Genomic DNA, 21,766 nt, shown 5'->3' with positions numbered 1-21,766 from the left:
GTGTTGTTATCGGATGGCACGGGCGATTGTCCAGGCTAACCGTGCGGCCAGCCGTGCTGTGTGGTTATCAATGTCGAAACGCGGGTTGTACTCGGCCAGGTCGGCGACCAGGATCTTGGATTCACCGGCCTGATTTTTCGCCGCCAGAATAGGCGCGAGTAATTGCTCAACGACATCGAATGGGACGCCGCGTGCAGCCGGGGCACTGACCCCGGGGGCGACAGCGGCGGGAAATACGTCCAGATCAATGGTCAGGTAGAGGTGATCACACTGATCGATAAACGCTTGTAATTCATTTAGGGTTTGCTCCAGGTGCTGATGTGTCAGCTCCGTATCGTCTTTGTAAAGTACGCCCAGACGGTCCGCTTTCTCATACAGCGCCTGGGTATTACTGGTTCGGCTCAGGCCCAGGCAGGCATAGCGGAACGGCCAGTTTTGCAGCTGACAGAAACGGGCGGCCTGATGAAACGGCGTGCCGGAGCTGCCCATGTTGGATTGCTGCCCGGCAGGCGGGTTCCGCAGATCGAAATGCGCGTCGAAGTTGATAATGCCGATGCTGGGTGCCGGATGAGACGACTGGGCGTCGGCGTCCGAGTGATCCGACACCGCTGCATGTTGTTTTTGCAGCAGGTAGTTGCCGATCCCCTGGAAGGTCCCCCAAGCCACTTCATGGCCGCCGCCGAAGACCATTACTTTATGGCGTTGGCGCAATGCCCGGCAGACATCTTCGCCCAGCCGATGCTGAGCCAGCTCCAGGTTCCCGTCGTTACAGCTGATATCGCCGCCGTCATAGACCGGCTCTGCATGGTGCCAAGCCAAATTGGCCAGGGCTTTACGGATAGCTTGCGGTGCCTGGTAAGCACCGGTGCGGCCTTTGTTCCGGGCGACGCCTTCATCGCAGGCAAATCCCAGCAGCATGATGCCTTCGTCGTTGGCCTGATCGGCCGGCTGGACCACCTGGTGCCAGCGCAATCCCAGTTCACCGTCTTCCGGATCAGTACGGCCTGTCCAGGCACTCATATCAATTGGCATGGTTGAACGCTCCATTCGCTGGAAACAGATGTCCGTCGACGACACGTGCCATCAAGTCCGGAACACCGAGGCGATAAGATAGCTCGGCAGGCGTCGAGACTTGCCACAGGGCAAGGTCGGCAGCCATACCGGGTTTGATTTGTCCGCGCTGTTCCTGTAACCCCAGCGCTTTTGCTGCGTGGCAGGTAACACCGCGCAGGCATTCTTCCGGCGTCAGGCGGAACAGGGTACAGCCCATATTCATCATGGTTCGCAGCGAGGCAATCGGGGAGGTTCCCGGGTTGAAATCCGTCGCCAAAGCCATTGGCACCTGGTGTTGGCGCAGGGTTTCAATGGGCGGTTGCTGGGTTTCACGCAGAAAGTAAAAGGCGCCCGGCAGCAGCGTCGCCACCGTACCGTGCTCAGCCAAAGCTTTTACGCCGGGCTCATCAAGGAATTCAATATGGTCGACGGATAAAGCGCCCATGCGAGCCGCCAGTGCGCTGCCGCCAAGGTTGGACAGTTGCTCAGTGTGACCTTTTATGGCTAAACCATGCTGCTTGGCCGCTTCAAATACGCGCTCACACTGCTGTGTTGAGAAACCGATGCCTTCACAGAATACATCGACGGCATCTGCCAGTTGCTCTTTGGCAGCCACAGGGATCATCTCATTGCAGACCCGATCGATATAGCCATCCGCATCATCTTTGAATTCAGGCGGCAGGGCATGGGCGGCCAGCAGGGTTGTGGAAACTTTGATGTCCGACGCCTGGCCGATCCGGCGAGCGACGCGCAGCATCTTCATTTCGCTTTCCAGCGTCAGGCCATAACCGGATTTGATCTCGACCGTGGTGACGCCGTCATTCTTCAGCCCCTGCAATCGCGCCATGGCGAGTGCATACAATTCGTCTTCTGACGCTTCGCGAGTGGCATTAACCGTGGCCAGAATTCCGCCACCGGCTTTGGCAATGGTTTCGTAAGGCACGCCGTTCAAACGCTGCTCAAACTCATTGGCACGATTACCGGCAAACACCAGGTGGGTGTGACTGTCGATGAACCCCGGTGTGACCAATGCGCCCTGGCAATCGATCACCTGCGGGTGACCATGACAGTCCGGATGTTCATCGGCATGACCGGCGAATTGAATTTTACCGTCCTGGATACCGATCATGGCGTTATCGATGATCTGGTAGCCGTTTTCTGGCTGCATCGTTACCAATTTGAGATTTGTCAGTACGCGATCCATGGGAACCTAATTTGCGTGTCGTTTATGTATATACAAATTATTAGTCAAAATTGAGGCTGAACACAAGAGATTGTGTAAATAAAATGTGATCGAAATGGCACTAAATCGATAATTTTAACAATTGGGCAGGATCCGTGTTCTGAATCGGCCATGCTGAACCACTGATTTTATAAATGTATAGATGATAAATATGACCGCGAAGGGTGGTTATTTTCAGGCTATGGTTATGGCTTTGCTGGGACGATGAGCTTCGCTGTGGCGGATATCGGCTGATAAGGAGTGAAGTGACAGTTCAGATGACAACGCAGGGACCGATGGACGGTCCCTGTCTGGTGCAGAAAAAGCAGGGGTTAAACCTTGCTGCGGGAGCTGAGTTTGTATTTGTCACCCGGATGGTAGAGCAGGGCGGTACTGATCAGGTTTTTATTACTCCAGGTCCGGCGGTTGAGGAGTAAGCAAGGCGAGCCGGCACGAATCTTCAGCAAATCAGCAATGCGTTTGGCGGGCAAAATCGCTTCAACCGTATGCTCGATATCACTGAGCGGGCATGCCTGCACCAGATATTCATTCGGCGTCTGACGGGTAAAATCCTGTTCGATATAGCTCGGGGCATAGTCCGGATTGACCCAGCGCTCTTCCAGTTGGATCGGGCTGTCATTCTCGTAATGGACGATCTGGGTAAAATAAACATCGGTGCCGTGCCTGACCCCCAGCTGCAACGCAATGTCATCACTGGCTTTCACGGTGGTTTGGCTGATCACCTGGCTGGTATAGTGATGGCCGCGGTTTTTGACTTCTGCCGCGATATTTCGGATCTCCATCAACGGCGATTCGGCTTTCTTCTGACAAACGAATGTCCCCAGTCGTGGTGTCCGTTCCAGCATGCCGTCTTTCACCAAATCGCGAACAGCCTTGTTGGCTGTCATACGGCTGACGGAAAATTGCTCCGACAGTTCGATTTCAGTGGGGATCCGATGGCCCGGCGGCCAGGCGCGGGACTGGATTTTGTCATGGAGATATTGCTTGATTTGTAAGTATCGCGGGGACTGCGCCATTGTTGTGATTCCAAAATTGCCTATACAAATGAAAGCAATTTTTTCATACGATTTCAAGTTTGCCCGCGTAGAATCCGGGGAAATGCAAGAGAAATCAGCCCGTCGAGGAAGTAATGGTGGGAAAATGTACAATTTCCGCGTGTTGACGCAGTCTGACTTTGCATTCTCTTCCCTGCGTTTGCTATAGTCCCACTTTGCTATTGTGTCTCGGGCTGCTCAGTATTGCGGTATCGGCACAAAGGCGACTCTCACTTTAAGCTTCTCAAAGCTTTTACGTTTAAATTCAACATGTCTTGCTTGGTGTGCAAGACCACTGTTAAGGGATATATACATGCCTGTAATTACTCTTCCTGACGGCAGTCAGCGTCACTTTGACAACCCAGTTTCAACTATGGAAGTTGCGGAATCGATTGGTCCGGGCCTGGCGAAAGCCACCATTGCCGGTCGTGTCGACGGTCAACGCGTCGATGCGTGTGATCCGATTGAAGCCGACGCGAGCCTTGAAATCATCACCGTAAAAGATGAAGTCGACGGCCTTGAAATCGTTCGTCACTCCTGTGCGCACCTGCTGGGCCACGCCCTGAAGCAGCTGTACCCACAAGCGAAAATGGCGATCGGTCCAACCATCGATAACGGCTTCTATTACGATATCGATCTGGATGAGTCACTGACGCAAGAAGATCTGGAAAAGATCGAAGCGCGGATGAAAGAGCTGGCGAAGACCAAATACCAAGTGGTGAAGAAAAAGGTCAGCTGGCAGGAAGCACGTGATACGTTTGAATCACGCGGCGAACCGTACAAGATGGAAATTCTCGATGAGAATGTTTCTCGTGACGATCGTCCGGGACTGTACCATCATGAAGAATACGTCGACATGTGTCGTGGCCCACACGTGCCGCACATGGGCTTCTGTCAGCACTTTACGCTGCTGAACGTTGCCGGTGCCTACTGGCGCGGTAACAGCGACAACAAGATGCTGCAGCGTATTTACGGGACAGCTTTCCACGACAAGAAAGCGCTGAAAGCGCACTTGGTTCGCCTGGAAGAAGCAGCAAAGCGTGACCACCGTAAGATTGGTAAGCAGCTGGATCTGTTCCACATGCAGCAAGAAGCACCGGGGATGGTGTTCTGGCACCACAACGGCTGGACCATCTTCCGTGAGCTGGAAGTGTTCGTACGTGAAAAACTGACTGAGTATGACTATCAGGAAGTGAAAGGTCCGCTGATGATGGATCGCGTGCTGTGGGAACGTTCAGGCCACTGGGATAAATACGCTGAGGCGATGTTCACCACTTCTTCAGAGAACCGTGAATACGCGATTAAGCCGATGAACTGTCCGGGTCACGTTCAGATCTTCAACCAAGGTCTGAAATCGTACCGTGATCTGCCGCTGCGCATGGCTGAATTCGGTTCATGTCACCGCAACGAGCCATCCGGCGCCCTGCACGGCATCATGCGTGTTCGAGGCTTCACTCAGGACGATGCGCATATCTTCTGTACGGAAAGCCAAGTGCAACAAGAAGTTACTTCTTGCATTAAAATGGTTTATGATACCTACCAGACATTTGGTTTCGACAACATCGTTGTGAAACTGTCAACGCGCCCTGAGAAGCGTGTTGGTTCAGATGAAATGTGGGATAAAGCTGAGTCTGACCTGAAACTGGCACTGGAATCAATGGCACTGCCATATGAAATCCAGGAAGGTGAGGGCGCATTCTATGGACCGAAGATCGAGTTTACCCTGCATGACTGTCTGGATCGTGCCTGGCAGTGTGGTACGGTACAGCTGGACTTCGCCCTGCCTGAGCGTCTGGGTGCGACCTATGTCGGTGAAGACAACGAGCGTCACACGCCGGTGATGATTCACCGTGCGATTCTGGGCTCGCTGGAGCGCTTTATCGGCATTCTGATTGAAGATTATGCTGGCTTCTTCCCAACTTGGTTGGCGCCGCAACAGGCTGTGGTGATGAATATCACTGATAGTCAGTCAGAATATGTCCAGGAAGTCGTAGCAAAACTGCAAAAAAGTGGAATTAGAGCCATTGCGGACTTGAGAAATGAGAAGATTGGCTTTAAAATTCGCGAACATACTTTGAAGCGAGTACCATACATGCTGGTTTGCGGCGACAAAGAAGTCGAAGCAGGCGAGATTGCGGTACGTACTCGCAAGGGTAAAGATTTGGGTAAATTTAAGATTGATGATCTTGTTGCATTCATGCAGGAAGAAATTAGCAGTCGCAAGCTCAATATTGTGGAGGAATAAGGTATTAAAGGCGGAAGAAAAACCCAAGCACCGGTTAAACAAAATCAGCATCGTCTGAACGGCGAGATCCGTGGTGTACGCGAAGTTCGCTTGACTGGTATTGATGGGGAGTCAATTGGCGTTGTTTCTATTGAAGAAGCAATTAATACTGCTCATGAAGCTGGTGTTGATCTAGTTGAAATCAGCCCTAATGCCGAGCCACCAGTCTGTCGTGTGATGGACTATGGCAAGTACCTGTTCGAAAAGAGCAAGGCTGCTAAAGAGCAAAAGAAAAAGCAAAAACAAATCCAGGTGAAGGAAGTTAAATTCCGTCCTGGTACAGACGAAGGCGATTATCAGGTAAAACTGCGCAACCTGACTCGCTTTTTAGAAGAGGGCAACAAGGGTAAAGTCACGCTGCGTTTCCGCGGTCGTGAAATGGCCCACCAGAGTCTGGGTATCGATCTTCTGAATCGTATTAAGGAAGAGCTGGCCGACCTAGCGGTTGTAGAGAGCTTCCCGAGCCGAGTTGAAGGTCGTCAAATGACGATGATGCTTGCCCCGAAGAAGAAGTAATTACGGCATTTCAAGTAGCAAAAGCGCTGCTTCACCGCAGCGTTTTTTGTTCGCCTGATTACTATGTTATTAACTATCAACAATGCGGAGTCTCATCATGCCTAAGATGAAATCCAACAAAGGTGCTGCTAAGCGTTTCAAGAAAACTGCTGGTGGCTTTAAGTTTAAGCACGCAACTAAGCGTCACATCCTGACTAAACGTACTACTAAGAACAAACGTCAGCTTCGTCCAAACGCTATCCTTCCTGCATGTGAAGTGGCAGCTGTTGCACGTATGCTTCCGTTCGCTTAATCGTTTTTAGTTTTATATTTAATTTTAGTTAGGAGTCTCCTATGCCTCGCGTAAAACGTGGTGTACAAGCACGTGCACGTCACAAGAAAGTTCTTAAACAAGCTAAAGGTTACTACGGTGCACGTTCACGTGTATATCGTGTAGCTTTCCAAGCAGTTACTAAAGCTGGTCAGTATGCCTACCGTGACCGTCGCAACAAGAAACGTACTTTCCGTCAACTGTGGATTGCACGTATCAACGCTGCTGCTCGTCAAAACGGTATGTCTTACAGCCGTCTGATCAATGGTCTGAAGAAAGCATCTATCGAGATCGATCGTAAGATCCTGGCTGACATCGCTGTATTCGACAAAGCAACTTTCACAGTTCTAGTTGAAAAAGCAAAAGCTGCACTGTAATTTCAGTCCAGTTTGATGGGAAAAGGAGAGCTTCGGCTCTCCTTTTTTCTTATCTGTTTCCTGTATACCTGCCTGATATCCAAACCTGAAATTTCCGCTGACAAGCAAGCGCCACCCATTCTCAGCAGGCCATGCCTGTTCGGTCGGTCTATCCACTTCACTGATTCTCTTTTGCGCCTCAAGATTTCATTGCTTCATTACTTCATTACTTCAGTACTTCAGTACTTCAGTGCTTCATTGCCTCATTGCTTCATTGCTTCATTGCCTCATTGCCTCATTGCCTCATTGCCTCATTGCCTCATTGCTTCATTGCCTCATTGCTTCATTGCTTCATTGCTTCATTACTTCATTGCTTCATTGCTTCATTGCTTCATTGCTTCATTGCTTCAGTGCTTCAGTGCTTCAGTGCTTCAGTGCTTCAGTGCTTCAGTGCTTCAGTGCTTCAACTTCAACGTTCAAGGCTACCAAGTCACATAGCCGGTGCATCGCGTCGCAATATGACGGGTTACGATTCATAGGACAGCGCAGTCTGGCGATCGGATTCATGCTGGTAAGCCCATTGTTGCAGGCCCAGGATTAGTGCAACAGAAGCAACCGTCAGCAGGCTGAAAAGGAGTAAAGGGCTGGTCAGCAGTTGCACCGCGGGGGAGGCATCGTATTGGTATTGCGCCAGGAGCCAGTCAATTACGCCAAACCAATCCAGCATTAGCCAATACCCAGCAGTCAGTAACGGGATCAGGGCATGGCGTCGCAGATCAATACCGTTGCGACTGGATGCAGGCATCAACAACCAGATGAAAGCCAGGTAGGTCACCAGACTGCCGACAATAGCCAGTAGGATGGTGGTCGGATCGTGAATATCAAATCGTAGTCCCCCCTGGTTATCGCCCATCAGGAGGAACAGGAGCCAGTAGCCACAAAGGACCATGGCAGACTCGCGCCACTGGCCAAGCCAGAGGCGGCCAAACAGTCCCTGAAAGACACGCCGAATAGCGAAGTAAAGAAGCAAGTTTACGCCCAGCGCAACAGGAACCAGCAGTAGTTGTAGCGGCAGGTTATCAAAAATCAGTGCGGCGATTACGGGATCGCTGTAGGCCCCCATATACCAAAAGAGCGACATGACCAGCGTATTGAGCACGCCATGGTTGAGGTAAATCTCGCCACTGTGGGTTCCGAGTTGAGCCAGGAGGGATGGCGATTTTTCCGACGGCAGCGTCAGGGCTAGGGCGGTGATCGCGAGCGTGAGCGGAAGCGTCATAAGGTAATAGTCGGCGGCGAAACTGTCGTGTCCCCAAATCAGCCAGAGCCCTTCGGCCACGGCAAGCGCTGAAAACAGGAGGGTAGCTAGTAAATACAAAGGCCAGGGGGCACGCCTGAACCATTGGATAGCATCGCCCCGGGCGAGTTGATAGCCCAAACATAGATAAAATAAACCAAAAAACAACGGATCCCTTGAGTTGACAAAAAACGTGTGGGTTTCCGGGATGAAAATTTCAAATGAAAGTAGGGCTTGATAAGACTGCCCGCTCAGGCCGATGACATGCAGGACACCAGCGAGTAGGAACAGGTGCATGGTCCGTTGGAAATGCTGAGCCAGGCAGAGCAGGACAGTGGCGATGATCAGCGCGGTCATAAACCACATGATCTCGAATCCGAGGGTGCCGTGGTAAAGCGCCTGCAGCCAGGAAAAAGGTTGCCAGTGTTGATAGCCCAGGCCATCGACGAGCAGGTAGAGCAGCGTCCAGACGAGATACATTCGCATGAGCTTGCGGACATAGCGCCAGGTATAGCCCCAGCTGTCTTTCTGACTCTGGAAAAAGTACAGGTAGCCGGCAACAACGAAAAAGAAAGGCACCGCAAATCGCGCCAGTATATTCAGGCTGAGATAAATTCCGTTTTGATCTTCGCCGCCGTATCCGTAGAAACTCATATAATGAATCACAAACACCGCAATGATGGCGAAAAATTTAAACGTGTCGAAGGCATAGATCCTTGGCATTTGTGTCTCCGAATCAATGTTGAGCTTGGTTGCATATAGGGGCGATCCTTCACTGTTTTTGCAACTGATTCAACTGTTTCCTTGGTTTTGCAAGTCGTTTTGACGTGTCACTCGAGAGGTTGCGGATTCGTGCCTGAATCGTTCGCAGCTTTGCGGGGTTAATTTTGCTCAATTCCCTCTTTTTATGGCATTTCAGTTTGGATTTAGACGCATGTTTCTTTAGTATGTATCGTTACGCGAATTTATATCTCCCTAAAGGACGCCACTTGTAGGTGGATGAGGAAACGATGCTACATCTAGACGAGATTATTGCCAACGCAACGGCAGCCATAGAGCAGGCTGAATCATTAGTCGCTCTGGACGAAGTCCGTGTCCAGTATCTGGGCAAAAAGGGTGAACTGACCCTGCAACTCCAAAGTTTGGGTAAACTTCCGCCGGAAGAGCGCCGCGAAGCGGGCCAAGAAATCAACAAAGCCAAGCAGGCGGTTCAGCAGGGGATTGCCGCGCGTAAAGATGCGCTGCAACGTGCCGAGCTGGAAGCGAAGCTGGCGGCAGAAACCATTGATGTGAGCCTGCCGGGTCGTCGCATTGAGAACGGTGGTCTGCATCCGGTGACACGTACCGTTGAGCGTATTGAAACCTTCTTTGGTGAACTGGGCTTCAATGTTGAGTCTGGTCCTGAAATTGAAGATGCCTTCCACAACTTTGACGCGTTGAACATTGCAGCCGATCACCCGGCGCGTACGGATCACGACACCTTCTTCTTCAACCCTGATCTGATGCTTCGTACGCACACTTCAGGCGTTCAGATCCGGACCATGGAAAATGGCAAGCCGCCATTCCGCTTTATTGCTCCGGGCCGTGTGTACCGTAACGACTACGACCAGACGCACACGCCAATGTTCCACCAAGTGGAAGGGATGCTGGTTGATGAAAACGTCAACTTTGCCCAGCTGAAAGGCATTCTGCATGACTTCCTGTGTAACTTCTTCGAAGAAGAAGTGGAAGTGCGTTTCCGCCCATCGTACTTTCCGTTTACAGAGCCTTCTGCGGAAGTGGACGTGAAAGGGAAAAACGGTAAGTGGCTTGAGGTTCTGGGCTGCGGTATGGTTCATCCGAACGTACTGCGTAGTGTTGGGATCGATCCTGAAAAATACTCTGGTTTTGCGTTCGGTATGGGTGTAGAGCGTCTGACGATGTTGCGTTACGGCGTCAACGATTTACGCGCATTCTTCGAGAACGATCTTCGTTTCCTGAAACAGTTCAAGTAATCCAGAGGTTTAAACACTATGAAATTTAGCGAATCATGGCTTCGTGAGTGGGTAAGCCCTTCTGTAACAACGGACGAGCTGACGCACCAAATTACAATGGCCGGCCTGGAGGTCGACGACGTCCTGCCGGTTGCGGGCACCTTCACTGGCGTGAAAGTGGGTCAGGTTGTGGAATGCGGTCAGCACCCGGATGCGGACAAGCTGCGCGTGACAAAAGTTGACGTGGGTGAAGCCGAACTGCTGGACATCGTCTGTGGTGCGTCGAACTGTCGCCTGGGCTTGAAAGTCGCTGTGGCGACTGTGGGCGCTGTTCTGCCGGGTGATTTCAAAATTAAGAAAGCCAAGCTGCGTGGCCAGCCATCGCACGGCATGCTGTGTTCTTTCACTGAGCTGGGCATCGACGTTGAATCTGACGGTATCATGGAGTTGGCAGAAGATGCGGTGATCGGTACCGATTTCCGTGAATTCCTGGGCCTGGATGATGTGACCGTTGACGTTGATCTGACGGCGAACCGTGCGGACTGTTTCAGCATTCGTGGTATGGCGCGTGAAGTCGGCGTTCTGAACCGTGCCGACGTGACCGCACCGGCTGTTGACGCGGTTGTGCCATCGATTGACGACACGGTGTCGATCGAAGTGAAAGCGTCTGCGGCGTGTCCACGCTACCTGGGTCGAGTGATCAAGAATGTGAACGTTGCTGCAGAAACACCGCTGTGGATGCAGGAAAAGCTGCGTCGTTGCGGCATCCGCTCGATTGATCCGGTTGTTGATATCACCAACTATATTCTGCTGGAGCAGGGCCAACCGATGCATGCATTTGATCTGGACAAGATCGAAGGCGGTATTGTGGTTCGTATGGCAGAGCAAGATGAGAAGCTGACGCTGCTGGATGGCTCTGAAGCGGTGCTGAATGCAGACACGCTGGTTGTGGCTGACCACAACAAAGCGCTGGCAATCGCTGGCATCTTCGGCGGCGAACTGTCAGGTGTGATGTCATACACCAAAGACATCCTGCTGGAGTGTGCGTTCTTCGCGCCGGATCACATCCGTGGTCGTGCGCGTAGCTACGGTCTGCACACGGATTCTTCAATGCGTTTTGAGCGTGGTGTGGATTACGCACTGCAAGCCAGCGCCATGGAGCGTGCGACGCAGCTGATCGTTGAGATCTGTGGTGGCGAAGTCGCACCTGTGGTTGCGGTTGAATCTGAAGCCGATCTGCCGAAACCAAACACTGTTGCCCTGCGTCGTGAGAAACTGGACAACCTGCTGGGTCATCACATCGCAGATGCCGACGTGGTTGAGATCCTTGAGCGTCTGGGGATGGCTGTGGCAACAACGGCTGAAGGCTGGACGGCAACAGCGCCGACCTGGCGTTTCGACATTGCCATTGAGCAGGACCTGATCGAAGAAGTGGGCCGTATTTACGGTTACAACAATATTCCGAATCAGTCGCCGGCTGCTGCCCTGAAAATGAACGACCACAAAGAAGCGGATTTGCCGCTGAAACGTGTACGTAACCTGCTGGTTGACCGTGGCTACCATGAAGCGATCACTTATAGCTTCGTTGAGCCTGAGCAGCAGAAGCTGATCGTACCGGATGTTGCACCGCTGGTACTGCCAAACCCGATCTCTGCAGATATGTCGGCGATGCGCCTGGGTCTGATCCAGGGTCTGCTGAACACTGTGGTTCATAACCAGAAGCGCCAGCAACCACGCGTTCGCCTGTTCGAGCACGGCCTGCGTTTCATTCCGTGTGACACTGCTGAAAACGGCATGCGCCAGGAGCCGATGCTGGCCGGTGTGATTGCAGGAACACGCGGCGAAGAGCACTGGGACATTGAGACCAACACGGTTGATTTCTTCGATCTGAAAGGTGATCTGGAAGCAATTCTCGAGCTGACATCGAACGAGAAAGCCTACAACTTCAAAGCGGCGAAGCATCCGGCATTGCATCCGGGTCAAACGGCTGCCATCGTCGTCGACGGTCAGGAAGTGGGTATCATTGGTACCGTGCACCCTGAGCTGGAGCGTAAGTTCGGTCTGAACGGCCGCACCATCGTCTTTGAGTTGGAGTGGGCTGCCATTGATTCTCGGGTGATCCCGGAAGCTGTGGGTCTGTCTAAGTTCCCTGCCAACCGTCGCGATATCGCTGTGGTTGTGAACGAAGACGTTGCTGCGGGCGATATCGTTGCGGCTTGTCAGGCTCACGGTGGTGAATTGCTGACCGACGTGAATCTCTTTGACGTATACCGCGGTAAAGGGGTTGAAGAAGGCAAGAAGAGCCTGGCCATTGCGCTGACGCTGCAATCGACAGAGCGGACGCTGGAAGAAGCTGATATTTCAGGTGCTGTTGATAGCATTGTTGCGGCTCTGGCAGAAGGTTTTGCCGCATCACTGCGTGATTGATTGCAAACTGGTTTGACCTGAATATGCATTTTTTTGCTATTTAAGTCATTGTTTTATGAAAGCAGCCGGAAACGGCTGCTTTTTTTTGATCTTTAGCCAAAATTGGCTAACATTCTGATTGATAGCGGTATTTGCTGGTTCTGTCGCAACTGGCAGAGTGATATGCGGTAGTCCCCTGATTTTTCAGAAATAATTTTGGGACGATGTGAATAGAAAGCACAACAGGGTGCATGAAATTTGGCTTTTACTGCGACGAAAAATCAATAATTTGACGTTTCATTGACGTAAAAAAGTTGGCGGAAATCAGCGAGTTGGCTTAAACTTGTCACTAGTTAAGGACGGGCTCCGGTTATGGAAATAATACTGTACGACGATCCATCGCCGAGTGATGCTTGCCTGACGACTAATACGTAGCAGAGGTTGTGACACTATCTCTGTGGTCCATTCAACATAGTCTTGAGGGAATTATCTATGGCGCTCACAAAAGCCGATTTGGCTGAGAACCTGTTTGAGAATGTGGGACTAAGCAAACGGGACGCCAAGGATACGGTGGAAGTCTTCTTTGAAGAGATCAGGAAAGCTCTGGAACATGGTGAGCAAGTGAAGTTATCTGGATTTGGTAATTTCGACCTGCGTGATAAAAATGAGCGACCAGGACGAAATCCGAAAACCGGTGAAGACATTCCGATTTCTGCCCGCCGTGTTGTCACTTTCCGCCCAGGCCAGAAACTTAAAGCTCGCGTAGAAAGCATCGAAATCGAAAAATAGCAGTTTTGAGTTCGGAATATGAACCCAGGTAAGGTGTGTAGGCTTACCTGGGTTTCGTTTTTTTAGGGCTTTTTTCTTTTTTTGAGATCTTCTGCAAGAGCCCGGTCGTTACAATCATTTAGCTAACTTGTATATTACTTCGCAACGCTTTCACTGTGTAACGCTAACAGACAGTGAATCCCAACGATAAAACACTACTAAAGCGCAAAGCAAAAGAGCAATTACACGGAGGTTGTCGATGGCGTTTCTGAAACAGGTGAAAAAAGGTCGGTTCCTGAAAGCAACTCTGGATCTGACATCACCGTTTGAGCCCGGGGAATGGACACTGGATTCAGGAATTCAGTGCAAGATGCCGATGCGCGGTGTTCTCGAAATTACACCGTCAGTATTGAATGGGACAGAAAAAGATATCGTGCTCTCCTCGGGGGTTCATGGTGATGAAACCAGCCCGATAGAACTGATCCAGCGCCTGGCTGAGGGGATTCTGCAAGGGGAGATTATCCCTGCTCACCGTTTATTGTTAATCATTGCTCATCCGGAAGCGATTAACGCGCACACCCGGTTCGTGACTGAAAATATGAACCGCTTGTTTAAAGCGCAAAATGAAGCGCGCAACATTGACTGCATCACGGCCAACGCATTGCAACAAGCCGTCAGTGATTTTTATCATGGTTCCCCACAGGCGCAGCCGGATCGCTGGCACTTAGATCTGCATTGTGCCATTCGCGACTCCAGGCACTACACCTTCGCGGTCAGTCCGTATACGGACAACCCGACCCGCAGCAATCGTCTTTTTGCGTTTTTACAGCGTGCCCAAATTGACGCGGTGCTCCTGTCTAACTCTGCTTCACCGACATTCAGCTGGTACAGCGCTGAATACTTCTCGGCCCAAGCGCTGACGATGGAGCTTGGTAAAGTGGCCCGATTTGGTGAGAATGACCTGACGCTGCTGGAAGATTTTTATCATGCCATGCTGGCGTTGGTCACCGAGAACGATGTCCCGCTGGAGTGGTACGGGGAAACCATCAGCGTCTATAAAGTGACGCGTACGCTGACCAAGCATACCGATGCGTTTCAGTTTACGTTCCCGGCGAACCAGGCGAACTTTACTCACTTTGAAGAAGGGGCTTTGCTGGGCAGTGATGAAGGGGTCGAGTACACCGCGGCACCGGGCGGCGAAGCGGTGGTCTTTCCGAACCCGAATGTGGCCATCGGCCAGCGTGCCTGTCTGCTGGTGAAGAAAACCCGGGTCAATTTCCGTGAGCAGGTGACTGTCGAATAATTCATCGCTCTCATCGGTAACGTGCGGCGACCGGCAAAGAAACAGCATTCTTTGTCGGTCGCCGCTTTTCATTCCGGGGTCGAGAAGGTATTGTAAACGCTCCGTTTTTACCATATTCGTCCCATGCAGCTAAACGATCTTATTTTACGCCAGCGCGCGAGGTGGCAGTTCAGTCTCATACTGAGTGCTGTCGCGCTGGTCATCGCGGGTTTCTTCTCTCTCGCCGTGGGCGAAATCTTTATCTTACCCTGGTCACCGGAAGGGCCACTGGAGCAACAGTTCCTACTGCAATTACGCATGCCGCGGTTATTCGCCGCGATGGCCATCGGGGCTTCACTGGCGGTTTCCGGGGCTGTGCTTCAGGTGTTGCTTGGGAACCCGCTGGCGGAGCCCGGGGTGATTGGCATCTCTGGCGGTGCCAGCCTGGCGCTGGTGATCCTGCTGTTTTTCTTTCCGGCATTATCGAACCCAATGATCACCATGGCCGTGGCGATGGCCGGGGCCTTGTGTTTTACCCTGATCCTGGCCGGTTTGTCGCGGCGACGTAAGGTATCGACGACACGGTTGCTGCTCATCGGGGTGGCGCTGGGGATCCTCTCCGGAGCCGTTGTGACCTGGGCCTTTTACTTCAGTGACGATTTGAACCTGCGCCAGCTGATGTACTGGTTGATGGGGAGCGTTGGTGGTGCAAACTGGCTGCAACTCTCCCTGCTGTTCCTGGTGATCCCTGTCTTGGCTTGGCTGTGCCTGCAGGGACAAAAACTGGATCTGCTGATGTTGGGTGAAAATCAGGCCCGGCAACTGGGGTTGGACGTTGTGGCGTTTCGCTGGCGACTGATCCTGGTGGTGTCTTTACTGGTTGGCGCAGCCGTTGCGCTGGGTGGAGTGATTGGCTTCATCGGACTGGTCGTGCCGCATTTACTGCGCTTGTCACTCGGGACCGAAAACCGATATTTGTTGCCACTGTCGGTGATCTGCGGTGCTTTACTGCTGGCCGTCGCCGACATTTTCGCCCGGGTTTTACTGCCGGCGGCCGAGCTGCCGGTTGGTGTGGTGATCACCAGCCTCGGCGCGCCGGTCTTTATCTGGATGCTGCTGCGATCGCAAATGGATTAAGCCGATGAACGAGATGAATTCACAGGGCTTGCTCCTGGATGTGAAAAACCTGGCGATGCCACCGCGTTTGCTGCCGGTGTCATTTACCGTCGCTGCCGGCGAGATTGTGCATCTGATTGGCCCGAACGGCAGCGGTAAGAGTACCGCGATTGCGATGCTGTCAGGCTTGGTCCCAGCCCAGGGGAAAATTGTGCTGCAAGGGCAATCACTCGCGGATTATGATTTGCCGGGTCTGGCAACCGTGCGATGTTACCTGGCGCAGCAGGACAGACCGGCTTTTTCTGTCGGGGTCTATCATTACCTGGCACTGGCGCTCTCGGCGCTGGGGCCTTTGGATCCGGTCGCGGTCCAGCAAGCGCTGGATGAGGTGTGCCTTGCGCTCAGTATTGCAGACAAACTGAACCGTAACATTCAACAGCTCTCCGGGGGGGAATGGCAGCGGGTTCGCCTGGCGGCGGCCTGCTTGCAGGTGTGGCCGGCCTTAAACCCTGAAGCCCGATTGCTCCTGCTCGACGAGCCGGCTGCGGCGCTGGATATCGGTCAGGAAGCCGCGATGTACCAGTTGATCCGCATGATGGCCGGGAAAGGCATCGCCGTGGTGATGGCAAACCATGATCTGAACCGCACCTTGCGTGAGGCCGATAAAGTCATTTTGCTCAACCATGGCTGTTGCGTGGCGAAAGGCGAACCGGAGACCGTGATGACCGTTGAGCGTTTAGAAAGTGTCTTTTCAACCCGGGTCCAGCGCATCGAACATCAGGGGCAATCCTGCCTGATTTTTACCGACTAGCACGAAAGTGGCGGGTGAGCGTTTGGTCCTGCTCGCAAAAATGATGACGGGATCTGGCCGGGAATAGCAGGCGATCTGCTGCGAATTTGTTATAATCTTGGTTTCATATCTGTGATAACCAAGCCGTAACAGGAAGTTCGGCTGACGAGGAGTTAAACATGAACGTACCCAGCTGGGATCTCTCCATCGCCTATCAGGATCTTTCTGATCCCAAAATCACCCAGGATATCCAGACGATCAAATCTCTGATCACGCGCTTGGAAGCACTGGATCCAACATCGCTGGAAGACTTGCAGCAGGCTGTGATCACGGATGCCAACATTGCGGTGATCCTGTCGACCCTGTCCACGTATGCCAACTGTCTGGCCTCCGTGGATGCCGGCCACGACGGGGCGAAGAAGCTGGCCGGGCAGGCCGATCGACTTTATTCGCAGGCTGAGCAGGCGATGAATCCTTATCAGCAATCCATCATTCATCTGGATGAAAACGCATTTGAGACTTACCTGCAAGGCGAGGGGCTGGAGGCATTTCGCTTTAAGTTGGAACGTCGTCGGTTACAGCGTAACCGAATGTTATCGGTCGGCGAAGAGCAATTGCTTTCGGCGATGCATGTGGATGGCCGCAATGCCTGGGGGCGTCTCTATGACAACCTGACCGGGAGTTTGTCGGTGACGATGCAGCTTGCCGACGGCAGTGAAGAAACGGTGGGTTTGTCACAGGCTGCGAGTCTGTTGTATGGCCCGGATATCCAACGTCGGGAGCCCGCCTGGCGTGGTATCTCGCAGGTGATGACGGTGCATCAAGAGTCATTTGCAGCGATCCTGAACGGCCTTTCCGGCGGTCGTTTGACCGAGTATGACAAGCGCAGTCATACCGAGCAGGTTCATTTTCTGGACCCAAGCCTACACACCAGCCGGATTGAAAAGCAGACTCTCGATGCCATGCTGAGTGTAGCAAGGGACAATCGCGAGGTCGGACAGCAAGCCGGCCTGGCGATGGCGACCTTGTTTGGTACTGAGAAACTTAAGCCCTGGGATGAGCTGGCATCGATGCCGGCGTTGGGCGGCGGGGAGAGTGAAACGTACAGCTTTGATGAGGGGATCGCGATTATCCGCGAGGCGTTTGCCGGGGTTGATCCGGAAATGGCCGATTTTGTCGACTGGATGGTGGAAAACCAGCGCATTGATGCCGCGCCGCAACCGCGCAAACGCTTGGGCGCTTATTGCACCAAGTTTGCCGACACCCGCTCGCCGTTGGTGTTCATGACCTGGGGCGGTAGTATGTCCGATGTGCTGACGCTGGCTCATGAGCTGGGCCATGCCTTCCATAACTGGGTGATGCGGGATATGCCGCTGGTTCGCACCGAATATCCGATGACGCTGGCTGAAACCGCCTCCATTTTTGCCGAGAATATTGTCCGCGATGCGCTGATGGCCAAAGCGAAAACGACGCAGGACAAACTGCAGATGTTGTGGGAAGAAGCACAGGCGGCATTGCAGCTGCTGATCAATACTCCCGTTCGTTATGAGTTTGAGAAGGCTTTCTACGAGCAACGCCAGGAAGGGGAACTGACGCCGCTGCAATTGCGAGAGCTGATGGCCAAGACCTGGCGTGACTGGTACGGCGAGGCGATGGACGAAACCAACGACATGTTCTGGGCCAGCAAGCTGCACTTCAGTATTCCGGGGATCAGTTTCTACAACTACCCGTACCTGTTCGGCTATCTGTTCAGTAAAGGCGTGTATGCACAACGGGCAGCGAAAGGGGCACAGTTCTACAGCGACTACAAAGCCTTGCTGCGCGATACCGGCGCCATGACGGCGGAAGCTGTGGTTCAGAAACATCTGGGGATGGACATCCGTCAGCCGGAATTCTGGCAGCAAAGTGTGGACATGGTGCAGCAACAAGTGGCGGCGTTTGAACGTTTGGTTGCGACGTTGAAATAACCTTTAGTTCTGAGAAACAACAAAGCGGTTTATCCGATGGCCGGATAAACCGCTTTTGCGTTCTTGCAGACGCGAGTTCAGTCAGTAAGAACAACCGCGGTTACGTGCTTAGAAGCTGTAACGCGCACCTAACTGATAGCTGGTTTCTTTCAGATCTTCAATTTTACGGTGCTGGAGGTTTGCTTCCAGGCTGAAATGCTGAGTCAGCTGGATGTTGTTCCCCAGACGAAACTCTTGCATGGTATCGTCATACGCCGCCAGGCGAACCGCAGGCTCAATCGTCCAGTTGCTCATCAGTTGGTAACGGGCACCGACTTCACCCGTCAGGCCGGAGTCATCTTCACTGAATGATGCATGGCCGTCCGAGAAGCCCCAGTAATGCACATCCAGCTCAGCTTCGATTCCTGAAATCCCCGCCAGGCCGTAAACGGTCAAACGGTTATTAATCGGCTGGAAGTAACCCAGGCCCAGCAGCGAGTGTGAAATGGTCAGATCGTTGTCGACGGTACCTTCGCTTCGGGCTTCCAGAAAAAATTGATCGGTAAAGTTCCAGCTACCGCGCAGATACAGACCGGCAGTTGAATCTGAAGTTGTCTCGCCCCAGGAAGAAACGGAGGTCGGCAATTGGTGGTTGTATTCAGAAACCTGAAGTCCGCCGCTGACAAAGTTGAAGTTTTGCGTTGCGTTGTCAGCCTGAGCAGAAAAAGCGGTGATCATCAGCGCTGATAGCGGAAGTAAAGCAATCTTGTTCATGTTGTTCGCCTGTATTTTGTTATTGCGCAGCACGGTGAACCGTGATGTCGTCTTAGCTCTGGCGGCAGATTAACGCTTATAAAAACAGTGTGCAATATTATTATGTACATTGTTTTTAATTTGAGATGCGTTTGCTTGGAAAATGAGCAAAAGCGATGTCCGTCGGCATTTCTGCACAAAATGTGTCGGTTGTCTTACTGTGGGTGAAATGGAATCGTGATTGCATTTTGAAGCGGTGACATTGATTTACCAACATTCATCCCTATGCATCAATACTGATATCTTGGTCATAGATTCCTGCCGAGTGATTGATTTAAGATGAAAACTGTACTTATTGAGTAGGACAGGGAAGTATGAAAAATACGTTTGAGCACGCATTGCCTAATGCAGAAGGTTATTTCGGTGAATATGGCGGCAGTTTTATTCCGCCGGCGTTGCAGGAGATCATGGTTCAGATCACGGCAGCTTATGATGCGTGTCGACAGGATCCGGCATTCCGTGACGAGCTGGCACGTTTATATAAGCATTTTGTGGGGCGGCCCAGTCCTATTTTTCATGCCGAGAACCTGTCCCGTCAATATGGCGCATCGATTTATCTGAAACGGGAAGACTTGAACCACACCGGCGCCCATAAGATTAACCACTGCTTGGGTGAGGCGCTGGTCGCCAAGAAAATGGGCAAGAAGAAGCTGATTGCGGAAACCGGGGCCGGTCAGCACGGTGTTGCGTTGGCAACAGCCGCGGCATTGGTCGGATTAGAGTGTGATATCTACATGGGTGAGGTGGATATCGCCAAGGAGCATCCGAATGTGGTGCGGATGCGGATCCTTGGGGCCAATGTGATCCCGGCGACCCACGGACGTAAAACGCTGAAGGAAGCGGTTGATGCTGCGTTCGAAGCTTATCTGAAAGATCCGATTCATCAGTTGTATGCCATTGGCTCGGTGGTGGGGCCACATCCGTTTCCGATGATGGTGCGTGATTTTCAGTCGATTATCGGCAATGAAGCGCGGGTGCAGTTTAAGGAAATGACCGGGAATTTGCCCGAGAATCTGGTGGCTTGCGTCGGCGGCGGTTCGAATGCGATGGGATTATTCAGCGCATTTCTGGACGATCACGATGTGGCGATTCATGGAGTAGAGCCGGCAGGTCGTTCATTGACGGAAGTTGGAGAGCATGCGGCAACCCTCACTTTGGGAGAGCCGGGGATCATGCATGGCTTTAAGTCTTATATGCTCAAAGATGATCAGGGGGAGCCGCAGGAAGTGTATTCGGTCGCCAGCGGGCTGGATTACCCGTCGGTCGGGCCGCAGCACAGTTACCTGAAAGACATCGGCCGGGCCCAGTATGGCACCGTCAGCGATGATGAAGCGATTGCAGCATTCTTCGAACTCTCGCGCAGTGAAGGGATCATCCCGGCGATTGAGTCGGCACACGCGGTGGCTTATGCGTTGAAACTGGCGAAGGCCGGCGAGAAAGGCTCAATGCTGATTAACCTGTCAGGTCGCGGTGACAAAGATATCGACTTTGTTGTGGCGCAATATGGCAAGGACTATGGCATTGATTCAGTCTAATGATGAACATGAATGAAAGTTAATCTGAATCAGGGGCGCTTCGGGCGCCCCTTTGTTTTGCTCACTTACTCACTCATTTTGTTCGCTTGGCTCGGCCTTGCATTGGAGGAGGCGAGTTTAGAGACCTTCGGCCTTGAGAATATAGTCCAGCGCACCAGTGATCGCGGCGACCTGGGCATCATTACATTCTTGCTCGGTCACTTTCGGACTGTCCGGGTAGACCTCCGTGGTGGTGCCGTAGACACATTGCGTTAGGCCGCTGCACAGACCCAGTTTTTGGGTCGGGTAGTTGATGACGCCTTCCTGGGTGATCGGCTCGCCGATGATCTTGCCATCACTGTCCGGCGGGGCAATATGCGTCACGGGGCGGACGGCATCGATCACCGCTTTCTGGAAATCCGGTCGCGGGTTATCGGTATCGCCGACCAGGTAGAAGCCATCCGGTATTGTGCCCGGGATGTAAGCAACCCCGTCGCGGGCCGCCAGCGCCGGACGAAATTCCAGCTCGTCGGTGTCGGTAGTCTCATGCAGATCAATGTGCGCCAGGATGTCGGTTTGCAGAGATTCCACTAAGTTCATCAGGGCGGCGGATTCTTCTGCCGGACTGTCGGCGTAAAATGAACGGTTCGGATCGACTGCATTCGGGTTCCAGCGGTTGATCGTTTCATATCCCCAGGGGCTGACACACGGGGCAATCAGCAGATTAAACCACTGGCTGTATCGTTCCGCCTGCTGGTCGATAAACTGAATTGCGCCGTGGACACCGCTGGTTTCGTAGCCGTGGACACCGCCGGTCACCAGGATCGTCGGCTTGCGGCTGTCCCAGTTCCGGGTTTTCAGCGCATACAACGGGTAGCGTTGTTCGTCATAAGAAAGCGCGCCGTACTGAACCCGCTCGAAGCGGCCCTCCAGCGGTTTGAGTTTGGTCAGCACCTCGTCCTGATACGAGCGTTTGCGGGTAACCTGAGTGCGCCAGGCGCTTTTTTCTTGTTCGGTCCAGGGGGTACCCGGTGTGCCGATTGGGTAGGGATGGGTGTTGTTCAT

At 52.7% G+C, this 21,766-nt stretch carries 18 protein-coding genes; 12 read left to right on the top strand and 6 right to left on the bottom strand.

Annotated elements, in window-relative coordinates:
* Nucleotides 1-6: 6 nt before the first annotated feature.
* The 3 genes from hutG to hutC form a co-directional block, all read right to left on the bottom strand.
* Entirely contained in the window at nt 7-1,032 is a 1,026-nt protein-coding gene (gene hutG / locus NH461_RS09490) for a formimidoylglutamase (protein ID WP_261600122.1), read from the bottom strand.
* The gene (gene hutI, locus NH461_RS09485) at nt 1,022-2,257 is read right to left on the bottom strand and encodes an imidazolonepropionase (protein WP_261600121.1); all 1,236 of its coding nucleotides are present in this window, start codon (nt 2,255-2,257) and stop codon (nt 1,022-1,024) included. Before hutI ends, hutG begins: the two co-directional genes overlap by 11 nt.
* 350 nt (nt 2,258-2,607) lie before the next feature.
* The gene (hutC, locus tag NH461_RS09480; RefSeq protein ID WP_261600120.1) at nt 2,608-3,312 is read right to left on the bottom strand and encodes a histidine utilization repressor; all 705 of its coding nucleotides are present in this window, start codon (nt 3,310-3,312) and stop codon (nt 2,608-2,610) included.
* Nucleotides 3,313-3,643: 331 nt separating this feature from the next.
* Here hutC and thrS point away from each other — a divergent pair, with 331 nt between their 5' ends.
* The 4 genes from thrS to rplT all read left to right on the top strand — a co-directional run bounded on the left by thrS (nt 3,644) and on the right by rplT (nt 6,817).
* Complete coding sequence (gene thrS, locus NH461_RS09475) at nt 3,644-5,575, top strand: threonine--tRNA ligase (RefSeq protein ID WP_261600119.1); 1,932 nt, start codon at nt 3,644-3,646, stop codon at nt 5,573-5,575.
* A 3-nt stretch (nt 5,576-5,578) separates the two neighbouring features.
* Entirely contained in the window at nt 5,579-6,130 is a 552-nt protein-coding gene (gene infC / locus NH461_RS09470) for a translation initiation factor IF-3 (protein WP_261602874.1), read from the top strand.
* 97 nt (nt 6,131-6,227) lie between these two features.
* Nucleotides 6,228-6,422, top strand: coding sequence for a 50S ribosomal protein L35 (rpmI, locus tag NH461_RS09465; RefSeq protein ID WP_007469870.1), 195 nt, complete (start codon nt 6,228-6,230; stop codon nt 6,420-6,422).
* 41 nt (nt 6,423-6,463) lie between these two features.
* Nucleotides 6,464-6,817 carry a 50S ribosomal protein L20 gene (gene rplT / locus NH461_RS09460; protein WP_048897216.1) on the top strand — a complete coding sequence of 118 codons (354 nt, stop codon included), beginning with the start codon at nt 6,464-6,466 and terminating at the stop codon, nt 6,815-6,817.
* Nucleotides 6,818-7,322: 505 nt separating this feature from the next.
* Here the strand turns inward: rplT and NH461_RS09455 are convergent.
* Nucleotides 7,323-8,816 (bottom strand): acyltransferase, encoded by a 1,494-nt coding sequence (locus tag NH461_RS09455; RefSeq protein WP_261600118.1) that lies wholly within the window; start codon nt 8,814-8,816, stop codon nt 7,323-7,325.
* A gap of 287 nt (nt 8,817-9,103) precedes the next feature.
* On the opposite strand from NH461_RS09455, the gene pheS reads away from it, so the two are divergent.
* The 7 genes from pheS (at nt 9,104) to NH461_RS09420 (ending at nt 18,395) form a co-directional block, all read left to right on the top strand.
* Nucleotides 9,104-10,087 carry a phenylalanine--tRNA ligase subunit alpha gene (gene pheS, locus NH461_RS09450; protein WP_261600117.1) on the top strand — a complete coding sequence of 328 codons (984 nt, stop codon included), beginning with the start codon at nt 9,104-9,106 and terminating at the stop codon, nt 10,085-10,087.
* A gap of 18 nt (nt 10,088-10,105) precedes the next feature.
* Nucleotides 10,106-12,493 (top strand): phenylalanine--tRNA ligase subunit beta, encoded by a 2,388-nt coding sequence (gene pheT / locus NH461_RS09445; protein ID WP_261600116.1) that lies wholly within the window; start codon nt 10,106-10,108, stop codon nt 12,491-12,493.
* A gap of 471 nt (nt 12,494-12,964) precedes the next feature.
* The gene (gene ihfA / locus NH461_RS09440; RefSeq protein ID WP_255387773.1) at nt 12,965-13,261 is read left to right on the top strand and encodes an integration host factor subunit alpha; all 297 of its coding nucleotides are present in this window, start codon (nt 12,965-12,967) and stop codon (nt 13,259-13,261) included.
* A 238-nt stretch (nt 13,262-13,499) separates the two neighbouring features.
* Nucleotides 13,500-14,543 (top strand): succinylglutamate desuccinylase, encoded by a 1,044-nt coding sequence (locus tag NH461_RS09435; protein WP_261600115.1) that lies wholly within the window; start codon nt 13,500-13,502, stop codon nt 14,541-14,543.
* Between the two features lie 123 nt (nt 14,544-14,666).
* Nucleotides 14,667-15,659, top strand: a complete 993-nt coding sequence (gene btuC / locus NH461_RS09430; RefSeq protein ID WP_261600114.1) for a vitamin B12 ABC transporter permease BtuC — start codon at nt 14,667-14,669, stop codon at nt 15,657-15,659.
* Nucleotides 15,660-15,687: 28 nt separating this feature from the next.
* On the top strand, nt 15,688-16,449 hold the full coding sequence (gene btuD, locus NH461_RS09425) for a vitamin B12 ABC transporter ATP-binding protein BtuD (protein WP_261602873.1): 762 nt from the start codon (nt 15,688-15,690) through the stop codon (nt 16,447-16,449).
* A gap of 158 nt (nt 16,450-16,607) precedes the next feature.
* Entirely contained in the window at nt 16,608-18,395 is a 1,788-nt protein-coding gene (locus tag NH461_RS09420; RefSeq protein WP_261600113.1) for a M3 family oligoendopeptidase, read from the top strand.
* A 108-nt stretch (nt 18,396-18,503) separates the two neighbouring features.
* On the opposite strand, the gene NH461_RS09415 is transcribed toward NH461_RS09420, so the two are convergent.
* Nucleotides 18,504-19,148: a porin family protein gene (locus tag NH461_RS09415; RefSeq protein WP_261600112.1), complete on the bottom strand. Its 645-nt coding sequence runs from the start codon at nt 19,146-19,148 to the stop codon at nt 18,504-18,506.
* Nucleotides 19,149-19,501: 353 nt separating this feature from the next.
* Here NH461_RS09415 and trpB point away from each other — a divergent pair, with 353 nt between their 5' ends.
* Nucleotides 19,502-20,722 (top strand): tryptophan synthase subunit beta, encoded by a 1,221-nt coding sequence (gene trpB, locus NH461_RS09410; RefSeq protein ID WP_261600111.1) that lies wholly within the window; start codon nt 19,502-19,504, stop codon nt 20,720-20,722.
* Between the two features lie 117 nt (nt 20,723-20,839).
* Here trpB and NH461_RS09405 read toward each other — a convergent pair whose 3' ends face one another.
* Nucleotides 20,840-21,766 carry a M14 family metallocarboxypeptidase gene (locus NH461_RS09405; RefSeq protein WP_261600110.1) on the bottom strand — a complete coding sequence of 309 codons (927 nt, stop codon included), beginning with the start codon at nt 21,764-21,766 and terminating at the stop codon, nt 20,840-20,842.

Origin of the sequence: Photobacterium sp. TY1-4 (assembly GCF_025398175.1) — a bacterium.
Classification (GTDB): Bacteria; Pseudomonadota; Gammaproteobacteria; order Enterobacterales; family Vibrionaceae; genus Photobacterium.
Note: the sequence above shows the minus strand (reverse complement) of the source record. Positions and strands in the feature narration are given on the sequence as shown.

What these genes read in the sequence shown, in the direction of transcription:
- NH461_RS09435 (WP_261600115.1), top strand. Translation starts at nt 13,500, where the DNA reads ATGGCGTTTCTGAAACAGGTGAAAAAAGGTCGGTTCCTGAAAGCAACT.
- hutG (WP_261600122.1), bottom strand. Translation starts at nt 1,032, where the DNA reads ATGCCAATTGATATGAGTGCCTGGACAGGCCGTACTGATCCGGAAGAC.
- hutI (WP_261600121.1), bottom strand. Translation starts at nt 2,257, where the DNA reads ATGGATCGCGTACTGACAAATCTCAAATTGGTAACGATGCAGCCAGAA.
- rpmI (WP_007469870.1), top strand. Translation starts at nt 6,228, where the DNA reads ATGCCTAAGATGAAATCCAACAAAGGTGCTGCTAAGCGTTTCAAGAAA.
- NH461_RS09455 (WP_261600118.1), bottom strand. Translation starts at nt 8,816, where the DNA reads ATGCCAAGGATCTATGCCTTCGACACGTTTAAATTTTTCGCCATCATT.
- rplT (WP_048897216.1), top strand. Translation starts at nt 6,464, where the DNA reads ATGCCTCGCGTAAAACGTGGTGTACAAGCACGTGCACGTCACAAGAAA.
- ihfA (WP_255387773.1), top strand. Translation starts at nt 12,965, where the DNA reads ATGGCGCTCACAAAAGCCGATTTGGCTGAGAACCTGTTTGAGAATGTG.
- hutC (WP_261600120.1), bottom strand. Translation starts at nt 3,312, where the DNA reads ATGGCGCAGTCCCCGCGATACTTACAAATCAAGCAATATCTCCATGAC.
- trpB (WP_261600111.1), top strand. Translation starts at nt 19,502, where the DNA reads ATGAAAAATACGTTTGAGCACGCATTGCCTAATGCAGAAGGTTATTTC.
- NH461_RS09415 (WP_261600112.1), bottom strand. Translation starts at nt 19,148, where the DNA reads ATGAACAAGATTGCTTTACTTCCGCTATCAGCGCTGATGATCACCGCT.
- pheS (WP_261600117.1), top strand. Translation starts at nt 9,104, where the DNA reads ATGCTACATCTAGACGAGATTATTGCCAACGCAACGGCAGCCATAGAG.
- pheT (WP_261600116.1), top strand. Translation starts at nt 10,106, where the DNA reads ATGAAATTTAGCGAATCATGGCTTCGTGAGTGGGTAAGCCCTTCTGTA.
- btuC (WP_261600114.1), top strand. Translation starts at nt 14,667, where the DNA reads ATGCAGCTAAACGATCTTATTTTACGCCAGCGCGCGAGGTGGCAGTTC.
- NH461_RS09405 (WP_261600110.1), bottom strand. Translation starts at nt 21,766, where the DNA reads ATGAACAACACCCATCCCTACCCAATCGGCACACCGGGTACCCCCTGG.
- thrS (WP_261600119.1), top strand. Translation starts at nt 3,644, where the DNA reads ATGCCTGTAATTACTCTTCCTGACGGCAGTCAGCGTCACTTTGACAAC.
- NH461_RS09420 (WP_261600113.1), top strand. Translation starts at nt 16,608, where the DNA reads ATGAACGTACCCAGCTGGGATCTCTCCATCGCCTATCAGGATCTTTCT.